The organism is Streptomyces sp. NPDC032940 (assembly GCF_040636935.1).
GTDB lineage: Bacteria > Actinomycetota > Actinomycetes > Streptomycetales > Streptomycetaceae > Streptomyces.
Genome location: NZ_JBEZVJ010000021.1, coordinates 27,210 through 39,435 on the forward strand (window position 1 = coordinate 27,210; position 12,226 = coordinate 39,435).

At 70.2% G+C, this 12,226-nt stretch carries 8 protein-coding genes and 4 tRNA genes; 7 read left to right on the top strand and 5 right to left on the bottom strand.

Annotated elements, in window-relative coordinates:
* The 3 genes from AB0E77_RS23395 to AB0E77_RS23405 all read right to left on the bottom strand — a co-directional run.
* Positions 1-1,891, bottom strand: a 1,891-nt coding sequence (locus tag AB0E77_RS23395; protein WP_361573632.1) for a DEAD/DEAH box helicase, incomplete at its 3' end; no start/stop codon positions are given.
* Between the two features lie 283 nt (positions 1,892-2,174).
* Positions 2,175-2,723, bottom strand: coding sequence for a hypothetical protein (locus AB0E77_RS23400; RefSeq protein WP_361573634.1), 549 nt, complete (start codon positions 2,721-2,723; stop codon positions 2,175-2,177).
* Between the two features lie 82 nt (positions 2,724-2,805).
* Positions 2,806-3,156, bottom strand: a complete 351-nt coding sequence (locus AB0E77_RS23405) for a metallopeptidase family protein (RefSeq protein WP_161165491.1) — start codon at positions 3,154-3,156, stop codon at positions 2,806-2,808.
* A 96-nt stretch (positions 3,157-3,252) separates the two neighbouring features.
* Between AB0E77_RS23405 and AB0E77_RS23410 the strand changes: the two genes are divergently transcribed.
* The 7 genes from AB0E77_RS23410 to AB0E77_RS23440 all read left to right on the top strand — a co-directional run bounded on the left by AB0E77_RS23410 (position 3,253) and on the right by AB0E77_RS23440 (position 9,999).
* Positions 3,253-4,869 carry a metallophosphoesterase gene (locus AB0E77_RS23410; RefSeq protein ID WP_361573636.1) on the top strand — a complete coding sequence of 539 codons (1,617 nt, stop codon included), beginning with the start codon at positions 3,253-3,255 and terminating at the stop codon, positions 4,867-4,869.
* Between the two features lie 80 nt (positions 4,870-4,949).
* A tRNA-Glu gene (locus tag AB0E77_RS23415) sits at positions 4,950-5,022 on the top strand.
* Between the two features lie 34 nt (positions 5,023-5,056).
* Positions 5,057-5,131: transfer RNA gene (locus tag AB0E77_RS23420), tRNA-Asp, on the top strand.
* A gap of 24 nt (positions 5,132-5,155) precedes the next feature.
* Positions 5,156-5,229: transfer RNA gene (locus AB0E77_RS23425), tRNA-Phe, on the top strand.
* 93 nt (positions 5,230-5,322) lie between these two features.
* Positions 5,323-9,297 (top strand): ATP-dependent RNA helicase HrpA, encoded by a 3,975-nt coding sequence (hrpA, locus tag AB0E77_RS23430; RefSeq protein ID WP_361573637.1) that lies wholly within the window; start codon positions 5,323-5,325, stop codon positions 9,295-9,297.
* Between the two features lie 132 nt (positions 9,298-9,429).
* A tRNA-Asp gene (locus tag AB0E77_RS23435) sits at positions 9,430-9,504 on the top strand.
* A gap of 300 nt (positions 9,505-9,804) precedes the next feature.
* Positions 9,805-9,999: a DUF6274 family protein gene (locus tag AB0E77_RS23440; RefSeq protein ID WP_361573639.1), complete on the top strand. Its 195-nt coding sequence runs from the start codon at positions 9,805-9,807 to the stop codon at positions 9,997-9,999.
* Between the two features lie 471 nt (positions 10,000-10,470).
* On the opposite strand, the gene bldC is transcribed toward AB0E77_RS23440, so the two are convergent.
* A complete protein-coding gene (gene bldC / locus AB0E77_RS23445; protein WP_003949541.1) occupies positions 10,471-10,677 on the bottom strand; it encodes a developmental transcriptional regulator BldC in 207 nt (68 codons plus the stop codon).
* A gap of 532 nt (positions 10,678-11,209) precedes the next feature.
* The gene (locus tag AB0E77_RS23450; RefSeq protein ID WP_361573641.1) at positions 11,210-12,061 is read right to left on the bottom strand and encodes a hypothetical protein; all 852 of its coding nucleotides are present in this window, start codon (positions 12,059-12,061) and stop codon (positions 11,210-11,212) included.
* Positions 12,062-12,226: the final 165 nt, after the last annotated feature.

The following is a 12,226-nucleotide window of genomic DNA, read 5'->3' on the forward strand; positions in this document are numbered from 1 at the left end:
GGCGGAAACCACCACGGTCACCCCGGTCGTCACGACGCTCGAACGAACGGCCACCACGGTCGTCACGACGGTCGTCGCGACGGAAACCACCACGGTCCCCGCGGTCACCACGGTCGTCGCGGCGGAAACCGCCCCGGTCGTCACGACGCTCGAACGAACGGCCACCACGGTCGTCACGACGGTCGTCCCGGCGGAAACCACCACGGTCACCCCGGTCGTCACGACGCTCGAACGAACGGCCACCACGGTCGTCACGACGGTCGTCGCGACGGAAACCACCACGGTCACCCCGGTCGCCACGGTCGTCGCGGCGGAAACCGCCACGGTCGTCACGACGCTCGAACCGCTCGGTCTTCTCGACCTCGCGCGGGCCCGACGCCTGAGCCGGCAGCGAGACCTCGGCCTCGACGGCCTCGGCGGCGGCGGTGGCCACCTCGGCCAGTACCGTCTCCGGGTCCTCGCCCCGCTCCCGCGCGACCCTGGCGACCAGCCGGTCCGCCTCCTCGCGCAGCTCGGTGGCGCGGCGCTGGGCGCGCTCCAGCTCCTTGGTGAGCTGGGCGACCTCGCGCTCGGCCTGCTGCGCGGCGTTGCCCGCGGACTCGGCCTGGACCTCGGTCATCGACCGGGCACCGGTGATCTCGGCGACCTCCGGCTCGAAGGCCGCGCCGCCCTGGATGATGTGGCGCGTGGCGTCGACGCCCGCGTCCTCCATCAGCCGGAAGATCTGGCGGCGCTGGTGCGGCAGGGAGAGGGAGACGACCGTGCCGGTGCGGCCGGCGCGGGCCGTGCGGCCGGCGCGGTGCAGGTAGTCCTTGTGGTCGCCGGCCGGGTCCACGTTCAGCACCAGGTCGATGCCGTCGACGTGGATGCCGCGCGCGGCGACGTCGGTGGCGACCAGGACGTTGACGTAGCCGTCCTTGAAGTCGGCCAGCGTACGGGTGCGCGCGCCCTGCGTCATGCCGCCGTGCAGCGCGTCCGCCTTCACGCCCGCGTCGCGCAGCTGCTCGGCGACGCGGTCGGCGCCGAGCTGGGTGCGGACGAAGATGATGGTGCGGCCCTTGCGGGAGGCGATGGCCGCGGTGACCGGCGCCTTGTCCTTGGGCTTCACGACCAGGATGTGGTGCGACATGGTCGTCACCGCGCCCTGGGCCGCGTCGACCTCGTGGCTGACCGGGTTGTTCAGGTACCGGTCGACGAGGGTCTTGATCTCGTTCTCCATGGTCGCGGAGAACAGCATCCGCTGACCGCCCGGCGGCACCTGGTCGAGCAGCTCGGTGACCTCGGGCATGAAGCCCAGGTCGGACATCTGGTCGGCCTCGTCGAGAACGGCGATCTGCACGTTCTCCAGGGAGCAGGCGCCGCGGTTGATGATGTCGCGCAGCCGGCCCGGCGTGGCGACCAGGATGTCGACGCCCTTCTCCAGGGCGTAGATCTGGTTGCCCATCGAGGTGCCGCCGCAGACGACCTTCATGCGCAGGCCGACGACGTCGCCGTACGGCTGGAGCGCGTCCGCGACCTGCATGGCCAGCTCACGGGTCGGCGTCAGGATGACGGCGCGCGGCTTGTGCTTCTCGGTGCGGCCGCCGGCCAGCGTGGCCAGGGTCGGCAGACCGAAGGAGAGGGTCTTGCCGGAACCGGTGCGGCCCCGGCCGAGGATGTCCTTGCCCTCCAGCGCGTCCGGGATGGTCGCGGCCTGGATCGGGAAGGGGGTGGTCACGCCGTTCTGCGCGAGCTTGCGCACGATGCCCTCGGGCAGGCCCAGGTCGGCGAAGGTGGTCTCGGGGGCGCCGGTGGACTCGGGGGTCTCGACGACCTCGGGAGCCTGCTGGGCCTCGGAGACGCCCTCGGCGTTCTCGGGCACGACGACGTGATCAGTACTGATGATGGACATGCGAATGCGAAACCTTCCGGAGTCTCTCAGTCGGCACGCGCCCGTCAACTCCGTGAATCGCGATTCGCAATACGACCGCCTCGATGCGGTCCACCACGGCAAGGGAGAGTACGCGCCACACGGCGCGCTCTGCGGTGGCGCCGGGCAAATGGGATCAAACGATCTACCACCATACGCACCCACCACCCCTGAAGGCAAACCGGGTAGCACATGCCCAGCTCAGCGGGTACTCCGGCCCTCCGTCCGGACCCCGGCACGCGGTGAACGGCACCGCCCGTCCGGGCTACACCGGCGCCCCGGCCTCCGGCGCCGGCTCCCGCTGCGCCAGCTGCGTCCCCGGCGGCTCGTGCGCCGACGAGGACGGTTCGGGCGTCGGCTCCGGCGTCGGGGAGGCCGGCGGCTCCGGGGGCGGGGTCGGCTCGGGGTCCACCGTCCCCGGGGGCTCCGGGTCGGCCGTCCGCGGGGGCGTCGGCTCCTCCGGTCCGCCCTTCGGCGGGGCGGAGCCGGTCGGGTGCGCGGAGGGCGAGCCGGAGTTGCCGGTGCCCTCACCCTCGCCGTCCTTGCCGCGGCCCTTGCCCTTCCCCTTGCCGCGGTCGTCCTCGCCCTTGCCGCCCTTGCCGTGCCGACCGCCCTCGCCTGCCGCCGCGGGACCGTACCCGGTGCCGCCCGACACCTCCGGCCCGCCGCCCGGCGCCCCGCCGCCTCGCTCCCCGGCCGAGTGCGACGGCTTCGCGTCCCCGCCGGACTCGTCGCCGACACTCATGCAGCCGGCGGCAGCGGCGACGGCCACCACCGTGGCGGCCAGACGGACGGGTACGTACAAGGGGCGCACGGGCGGCCACCTCCGGGGGTCAGGAGTCGCCGTGCCCAACTCCCGTCACCCGCAGGAGGACACGCGCCGCGCGCCGGTGACCTCACCCGTACCCGAGGGCGTGCAGCCGCGCGTCGTCGATCCCGAAGTGGTGCGCGATCTCGTGCACCACCGTCACCTCGGTCTCCGCGACCACGTCCTCCCGGGTGTCGCAGAACCGCAGCGTCGGGCCCCGGTAGATGGTGATCCGGTCGGGCAGCACACCGGCGTACCACTCCCCGCGCTCGGTCAGCGGGGTCCCCTCGTACAGCCCGAGCAGCTCGGGATCGTCCGCCGGCGGTTCGTCCTCGACGAACACCGCGACGTTGTCCATCAGCCGCGTCAGCTCCGGCGGGATCCGGTCCAGCGCCTCGGCGACCAGTTCCTCGAACTCCTCGCGCGTCATCTCCAGCACAGGCCCATTGTCGGGTACGACACATCAGGTACGACACCGCCACCGCCGCCTTCGACCCTTCGCATATCCGCCCCGGGACATGGGCATACGGGACCAATGGCCCGCGTCCCCGCCGCAGTCCTGCACGTCCTGGCCGAGGTGATGAACCGCATCCGCAGCGCCCCACGCGCCCTCACCCGCCGCCTCCGCGCCCGCCCGGCGCCCACGACGGCGGAGCTCGTCCCCCGTTCCCGCCCCTGGACCCGCGCCCTCGGCCTCGTCGCCGTCGTCCTGCTCGGGGCCTGGCTCGGCCTGCTGATCGTGGGCAATGTGCGGGTGCCGGTCGGCCCCATGAACACGACGATGACCCTGCGCCCCTCCCTCGCCGGCGGCACGAAGATCAACGTTTCGCCGCTGGGCGCCCTCCAGCTGGACAGCCACGTGGCCCCCGTCCGCCTCGACGTCAACGTCGACCAGCTCGACCCGGACCGCGCCCAGGCTCTGGTCGACCACCCCGAACGCCTCTCCGGTCTCCAGGACGAGGTCGCGAAGGACGTCGAGCGCGGCACGTTCGACCTGGCCGCCCGGTCCTGCGTCGCCGTCGTCACCGGCGCCACCGCCCTCGGCCTCGCCGTCTACCGCCGCCCCCGCCGCGCCCTGGCGGCCGGCGGACTCGCCCTGACCCTCCTGGTCGCCTCGGGCGGCACGGCGTACGCGACCTGGAACCCCGACTCGGTCCTGGAACCGAAGTTCTCCGGCCTGCTCTCCTCCGCGCCCTCCCTGGTCGGCAACGCGCGCAGCATCGTCACCGAGTTCGACGTCTACCAGCAGGAGCTGGCCCGCCTGGCGACGAACGTGACCAAGCTCTACGACGTCACGTCCACGCTCCCCGCCTACCAGCCCGACCCGACCACGATCCGCGTCCTGCACGTGTCGGACATCCACCTGAACCCGGCGAGCTGGAAGATCATCGCCTCGCTCGTCGAGCAGTACCGGGTGAACGTGATCGTCGACTCCGGCGACACCATGGACCACGGCACGGCGGCGGAGAACGGCTTCCTGGACCCCATCGAGGACCTCGGCGCCCCCTACGTCTGGGTCCGCGGAAACCACGACTCGCGCGTCACCCAGGAGTATCTGAAGGGCCTCAGGAACGTGCACGTCCTGGACGACGGCCGGGCCGTCACGATCTCCGGTCTGCGCTTCGCCGGCATGGGCGACCCGCAGTACACCCCGGACCGCTCCGCCAAGCCCGGCGCGGAGGCCTCCCAGGAACTGGCCGGCGCCCGGCTGGCCTCCGCCCTGCGCGACCAGACCCGGGCCGGCACCCCCGTGGACGTCGCCGTCGCCCACGAGCCCTCGGCGGCCCGCGAGGTCGACGGCACCGTCCCGCTGATCCTTGCGGGCCATGTCCACCACGAGGACATGGAGGTCATGAAGTACGGGACCCGGCTCCGCATCGAGGGCTCCACCGGGGGCAGCGGGCTGCGTGCCGTCGAGGGCAAACACCCCGACCCGGTCCAGGCGTCGATCCTCTACTTCGACCGGGACAGCCGGCGCCTGCAGGCCTGGGACGAGATCGAGCTCGGCGGCCTGGGTCTGACGACGGCCGAGGTCAGCCGTCATCTGCCGAAGGAGAACCAGCCCGGCGCGACGCCGTCCCCGACCGGCACGGGGCCGTCCCCGACGGACTCCGCCGGCACCCCGGGCGGCCCGGCTTCCGGCACTCCGTAAACCGTTTTGGCGATACCTCCCGCCATCCCATATGCTTCTCACGTCCCCGACGCGCTGCGAAGCGCGCAGGCGGGCCGATAGCCCTCATCGTCTAGCGGCCTAGGACGCCGCCCTTTCAAGGCGGTAGCACGGGTTCGAATCCCGTTGGGGGCACGTAGTACATGTGCGACACTGTCGTACGAAGCTTGGTCCTGTGGAGCAGTTTGGAGTGCTCGCCACCCTGTCAAGGTGGAGGCCGCGGGTTCAAATCCCGTCAGGACCGCTGAGGTTTCACGTGAAACCTCGCGGCTGGGTAGCTCAGTTGGTACGAGCGATCGCCTGAAAAGCGATAGGTCGCCGGTTCGACCCCGGCCCCAGCCACAGTGAGGCCCCGATCTTCGGATCGGGGCCTTGTTGTATGCCGGGCAAAAGCGTTCGCCAGGAATTTCCCGGGGATGCGATCCTGGAAGCCGTATGTCTACGCACCCCGCCCCCGCCCTCGGCACCCTCGCTCCCCGCCTGACCGAGCTGTCGCTGCGCGACGCGCATCGGCTCGGCCGGAGGCTCGAGGGTGCGCGGAAGATCCGTAAACCGGAGGCCCGTGCCGCCGTTCTCGCCGAGATCGAGGCGGAGGTGGCCAAGGCCGAGCAGCGCATCGGTGAGCGCCGGGCCCGTGTGCCCGCCGTCAGCTACCCCGAGCAGCTTCCGGTCAGCCAGAAGAAGGACGTGATCGCGGAGGCCATCCGCGATCACCAGGTCGTCATCGTCGCCGGCGAGACCGGGTCCGGGAAGACCACGCAGATCCCGAAGATCTGTGTCGAGCTCGGCCGTGGCGTCCGCGGCATGATCGGGCACACCCAGCCCCGCCGGATCGCCGCCCGCACCGTCGCCGAGCGGGTCGCGGAGGAGCTGGACACCCCGCTCGGGGAGACCGTCGGCTGGAAGGTCAGGTTCACCGACCAGGTGAACCCGGAGTCCACCTTCATCAAGCTGATGACGGACGGCATCCTGCTCGCCGAGATCCAGACCGACCGCGAGCTGCGCGCCTACGACACGATCATCATCGACGAGGCCCACGAGCGGTCCCTCAACATCGACTTCCTGCTCGGGTACCTGGCCCAGCTGCTGCCGAAGCGGCCGGACCTGAAGGTCGTCATCACCTCGGCGACGATCGACCCCGAGCGTTTCTCGCGGCACTTCGGCGACGCGCCGATCATCGAAGTCAGCGGCCGGACGTACCCCGTCGAGGTGCGGTACCGCCCGCTCCTCGAGGAGGACGGCGACGACGCCGACCGCGACCAGATCACCGCGATCACCGACGCCGTCGAGGAGCTGATGGGCGAGGGCAAGGGCGACATCCTCGTCTTCCTCTCCGGTGAGCGGGAGATCCGGGACACGGCCGACGCGCTGGAGAAGAAGAAGTACAGGTTCACGGAGATCCTTCCGCTGTACGCCCGCCTGTCCCATGCCGAACAGCACCGGGTGTTCCAGCAGCACACCGGGCGCCGGATCGTCCTCGCCACGAACGTCGCCGAGACCTCGCTGACGGTGCCGGGCATCAAGTACGTCATCGACCCCGGCTTCGCCCGGATCTCCCGGTACAGCCACCGCACCAAGGTGCAGCGGCTGCCGATCGAGCCCATCTCGCAGGCCAGCGCCAACCAGCGCAAGGGCCGCTGCGGACGCACCAGCGACGGCATCTGCATCCGGCTGTACTCCGAGGACGACTTCGACGCCCGCCCGGAGTTCACGGACGCGGAGATCCTCCGGACGAACCTGGCCTCCGTCATCCTGCAGATGACCGCGGCCGGCCTCGGTGACATCGAGAAGTTCCCGTTCATCGACCCGCCGGACCACCGCAACATCCGCGACGGCGTGCAGCTCCTCCAGGAGCTGGGGGCGCTGGACCCGGCGCAGAAGGACGTACGCAAGCGGCTCACCGACACCGGCCGCAAGCTGGCGCAGCTGCCCGTCGACCCGCGGCTGGCCCGGATGGTGCTGGAGGCCGACAAGAACGGCTGCGTCCGCGAGGTCATGGTCATAGCCGCGGCGCTGTCCATCCAGGACCCACGCGAGCGGCCCTCGGACAAGCAGGCGCAGGCCGATCAGCAGCACGCCCGCTTCAAGGACGAGACCAGCGACTTCCTCGCCTTCCTCAACCTCTGGCGGTACGTGCGCGAGCAGCAGAAGGAGCGCGGCTCGTCGTCCTTCCGCCGGATGTGCAAGCAGGAGTACCTCAACTTCCTGCGGATCCGCGAGTGGCAGGACATCTACACACAGCTGCGCACGGTCGCCAGGCAGATGGGCCTCCATCTCAACGACGACGACAACGCCGCCCCCGACGACCGCATCCACGTCTCGCTGCTGGCCGGGCTCCTCTCCCACGTCGGCATGAAGGACGTGAAGGAAGCCGGCCGGGAGGGCGGGAAGAGCACGGCGAAGAACGAGTACCTGGGCGCGCGCAACGCCAAGTTCGCGATCTTCCCGGGCTCGGCGCTGTTCAAGAAGCCCCCGCGGTTCGTGATGTCCGCCGAGCTGGTGGAGACCTCCCGGCTCTGGGCCCGCGTCAACGCGAAGATCGAGCCCGAGTGGGTGGAGCCGCTCGCCGGGCACCTCCTCAAGCGCACCTACAGCGAACCGCACTGGGAGAAGGACCAGGCGGCCGTGATGGCGTACGAGAAGGTGACGCTGTACGGCGTGCCGATCGTGGCGCAGCGCAAGGTGAACTACGGCCGGATCGACCCGGAGGTCAGCCGCGAGCTGTTCATCCGCAACGCCCTGGTCGAGGGCGACTGGCGCACGCACCACAAGTTCTTCGCGGACAACCGCAGGCTGCTGACCGAGGTCGAGGAGCTGGAGCACCGCGCCCGGCGCCGGGACATCCTGGTCGACGACGAGACGCTGTACGACTTCTACGACCAGCGGGTGCCCGAACACGTCGTCTCCGGCGCGCACTTCGACTCGTGGTGGAAGCACAAGCGGCACGAGCAGCCCGACTTCCTCGACTTCGAGCGCGAGATGCTCATCAACGAGAAGGCGGGGGCGGTCACCAAGGACGACTATCCGGACTCCTGGCGCCAGGGGCCGCTGAAGTTCCGGGTGACCTACCAGTTCGAGCCGGGGGCGGACGCTGACGGTGTGACCGTCCACGTCCCGCTCCAGGTGCTCAACCAGGTCACCGACGAGGGCTTCGACTGGCAGATCCCGGGCCTGCGGGAGCAGGTCGTCACGGAGCTGATCCGGTCCCTGCCCAAGCCGGTCCGCCGCAACTACGTACCGGCCCCCAACTACGCGCAGAAGTTCCTGGAGCGGGCGGTACCGCTCCAGGAGCCGCTGACGGTGACCATGGCGCGGGAGCTCAAGCGCATGGTCGGGGTGCCGTTCGACGCGGAGGACTTCGACTGGGCGAAGGTCCCCGACCATCTGAAGATCACTTTCCGGATCGTCGACGAGCGGCGCCGCAAGCTGGCCGAGGACAAGGACCTGGAGGCCCTGAAGCTCCGGCTGAAGCCGAAGGCGCGCAAGGCGCTGTCGCAGGCCGCGGCGGCCACGGCGGAGCGCAGCGGCGGCGAGTCGCTGGAACGCACCGGCCTGACGGACTGGACGATCGGCACCCTGACCCGGGTGTTCGAGACGCGCCGGGCCGGTCAGCCGGTGAAGGCCTACCCGGCCCTCGTCGACGACGGCGACACGGTGTCCGTGCGGCTCTTCGACACCGAGGCCGAGCAGGCACAGGCGATGTGGAAGGGCACGCGCCGGCTGATCCTGCGCAACATCCCGGTCAACCCTGCGAAGTTCGCGTCCGAGAAGCTGACCAACCAGCAGAAGCTGGGCCTGTCAGCGAATCCGCACGGCTCGATCCAGACCCTGTTCGACGACTGCGCCATGGCGGCGGCCGACAAGCTGATCGCGGACTTCGGCGGGCCGGCGTGGGACGAGGAGTCGTACCGCAAGCTCTACGACAAGGTCCGCGCGGAGATCGTCGACACGACCGTCCGCACGGTGGGGCAGGTGCAGCAGGTGCTGGCCGCCTGGCAGGCCTGTGAGCGCCGCCTGAAATCCGTGCGCAGTCCCGCGCTGCTGGCGAACCTCCAGGACGTGCGGACGCAGCTGGACGGCCTGGTGAAGCCCGGCTTCGTGACGGAGGCCGGCATCCGCCGGCTGCCCGACCTGATGCGCTATCTGGTCGCCGCCGACCGCCGCCTCCAGCAGATGGCGGCCAACGTCCAGCGGGACACGACCCGCATGGAGAAGGTCCACGAGATGCGGGACGAGTACGCGTGGCTGCTGGAGCAGATGCCGAAGGGGCGGCCGGTCCCGCGGCAGGTCCTGGACGTCCGCTGGATGATCGAGGAACTGCGGGTCAGCTACTTCGCGCACGCGCTGGGGACGGCGTATCCGATCTCCGACAAGCGGATCGTGAAGGCGATCGACGCGCTGGCGCCGTAGCGACGGCGCGGTGACGAGGTGCGTACGGAGGGTGAGTTCGACCCTGGGCCCACCCTCCTGTAGAGTCTCTTCTCGCAGCGCACCGCACGCAGTAACACCAAGTGACTCCGTCGCGAGGGCGCCGCAAAACCTGGTCCTGTGGAGCAGTTTGGAGTGCTCGCCACCCTGTCAAGGTGGAGGCCGCGGGTTCAAATCCCGTCAGGACCGCAGCAAGGAAGGCCCGCACCGATCGGTGCGGGCCTTCCGCGTTCGCGCCCGCGGCCCAGCCGCAGTGGGGTACGGCAAATCCCGTCAGACCGCAGCAAGAAGGCCAGCGCCACTCGGTGCGGGCCTTCTGCGTTGCCGCCCACAGGCCGCCAGGACGGCTCAGACGGCTCACGTCATCCTCCAAGCCCCCCTCGAGCACCCGGAAGCCCTCAGCGCCCCTCTCGCGGCCTTGACGGCGTCACATTCGCTCGGTACTCCAAAGGCAGGGCACGTTCTCCGTGCGGTTCCTGGAGGTGGCGTATGGCGGCATCGGTCAGGCACGAGACGCGGGCACTGCTCCGCGCGCATCTGTCGGCCGCGTCGTCGTACCGTCACCTGACGCGCCACTGTCCGATCTGCCACCGGCTGCTGCGCCTCGCGTGGGACTCCGCCGCGCCGCCGGCCCAGCCCGTCTCCCCGCCACCGGCCCCGGCGCCTCCTCCGGCGGCCACGTGACGTCCGTCGGCCCTCAACACCCCTGCCGCCGTGGGCTGCTGGAACCGCCGGCTCCTCTAGCGCACATATGCCAGAGCCAACAAGCGCCCGCACGTGTGACGGGTGTCACCGCATGAGTTTTTGAAACCGTGGCACTTACGCCCCTCCTACAACTAGTTGATTTTATATGTGCAATTGCACTCTCTCGGAGGGCGCTCCCACACCATCCCCCAGTCCCGCCCACAGCGGATCCGACAGCCTCCCCCAGACTCCGACAAGGCCGCTCTCAGCGGGCCGTCACCGGGCACAAAAAATCGCGCTGGACCCGGCGGAGTCCAGCGCGATCGACGACGAAGCCGGCCGGTCGTCCGACAGGGCCGAACGGCTTGGGCGAGGGGGCCTGTTGGGGCAGGTCCCACGTCGGTTGGAGCTGTGGTTCCAGGCGCTCCGGCAGGTTGGGGGGCCTGCCGTTATGCCCGGTTATGCAGTTGTTCAGGCCTCGCTGCGCTGCTGCGGAATGCCCGCGAGCAGAGCGCGGACCTCGGCCTCGCGGTAGCGGCGATGCCCGCCGAGCGTGCGGATCGACGTGAGCTTGCCGGCCTTCGCCCAGCGCGTGACCGTCTTCGGGTCGACGCGGAACATGGTGGCGACCTCAGCCGGGGTCAGCAGCGGCTCGGCATCAGGGGTGCGAGCGGTCATGAGCGGCCTCCTCGGGAGAACCGAACCTTCTCGGTTCTTTCCTCTAAATTCTGCACCTTGACCCGCGTTGCCCGAAATGGCGGACGCGAGTCGAGTCGGTTATAGGACGAACGGCTTGTCCTCGGCACTACAACTACACCATCTGTCCAGCCGCGTCGGCCAAACCGATGGAATTGCCCTCCCAGGTGTTCATCAGCGACGGATGCCGATGGACCATGCCATAGCGGACAGTCACGCCACTGTGACGATCAGTCACAGGGCGATCAGGAGTCACCAGACCCCCCAAAGCGTGCAATGCTGAGATTCCGCCCACAGTGCACCACAGCAGGACGGATGGAGCCCTCCCCGGACTCCTTGTCCTATTTTGGCATGAGGAGGGGGAAGCGGCGCAAGAGTGGCGTACGTGCGGTCCGTCACGCTTGACACATACGCCCGGAACGGGACTTCCGTCCCCTGGTGACGAAGTATCAGGTCACACCGAACAGGTGTTGGAGCGAGAGACGAAACCCCAAATCGGGCGGTACGTCAAACGTCAGTTCGCCGAGCGCCGGTCCCGCACCGACCGCCACCGCTCCACCAGCCGCCCGTACGCGGCGCCCGCCGTCGTCCCGTCCCCCCGGCGCAGCGCCTCGATGCCCTCGGCCACGTCCGCCGCCGAGTGGTCGTCCTCCAGCTCGCCGGCCGGCAGGGCGTGCACCAGTCCGCCGTAGTCCAGCTCCACCAGCGACCGCGGGTGGAACTCCTCGAGCCAGCGCCCCACGTCCACGAGGCCGTCGATCAGCGGACCCTCGTCCATGGCCTCCTTCAGCGCCCGCAGCCCCCGGGCCACCCGCCGCCGCGCCTGCACCATGGGCGTGCGGTAGCGCAGCACCGGCGCCGGAGCCCCGGGACCGCCGCCGCCCTTGTCGTACTCCCGCTCCTCGTCGGAGACCAGGACGAACCAGTTGATCGGTACCTGCCAGGTGGCGGTGCGGATCCAGGGGCGGGCGTCGGGGTTGCCCTCCAGCCACCGCTCGTAGTCCTGGGCGGTCTGGCGGCGTACCACCGGGGGGAGCAGGGCGTCCAGGACGGGGGCGGGGAAGTCCTCGGCCAGTTCTCCGAGGGCCTGCCAGCCGCGCAGCCGGGTCCGCCAGGGGCACACGCAGACCACGCCGTCGACCTCGGCCACGAAGGCGTCGCCGCTCTCGTGCACCGGTACCGGCACCGGCGGGGTGGGCAGCAGGTCGGCCAGGGAGCGGCGCAGTTCGTCCTGGTAGGAGGGCAGGTCGGTGCGGCGGGCGTAGCGCGACCAGTGGGCGCGCTCCGGCTCGGGGAAGGCGGCCAGCGGCTCGTACACGCGCAGGTACGCCGCGTAGGGGACGATCACCGAGGACACCTTGGGCACGCCTGCTCCCTCCCCCGCGCACCGTCTCGAAAACCTGCGGGAGCCGATCACAAACGCGCGGGAATCTCTGCAAATCGTCGCACGCCTGTACTCCGTGCGGAGGTGATCCTGAGCACTGTGCGGCGGGCGGGCACCGCCAGGCTCTAATCTCATGCCACAGTCCCC

Bases quoted from the DNA above. Each gene is read 5' to 3' on its own strand.
- AB0E77_RS23440 (WP_361573639.1), top strand. From the start codon at position 9,805: ATGGCGGCATCGGTCAGGCACGAGACGCGGGCACTGCTCCGCGCGCAT.
- AB0E77_RS23410 (WP_361573636.1), top strand. From the start codon at position 3,253: ATGGCCCGCGTCCCCGCCGCAGTCCTGCACGTCCTGGCCGAGGTGATG.
- bldC (WP_003949541.1), bottom strand. From the start codon at position 10,677: ATGACCGCTCGCACCCCTGATGCCGAGCCGCTGCTGACCCCGGCTGAG.
- hrpA (WP_361573637.1), top strand. From the start codon at position 5,323: ATGTCTACGCACCCCGCCCCCGCCCTCGGCACCCTCGCTCCCCGCCTG.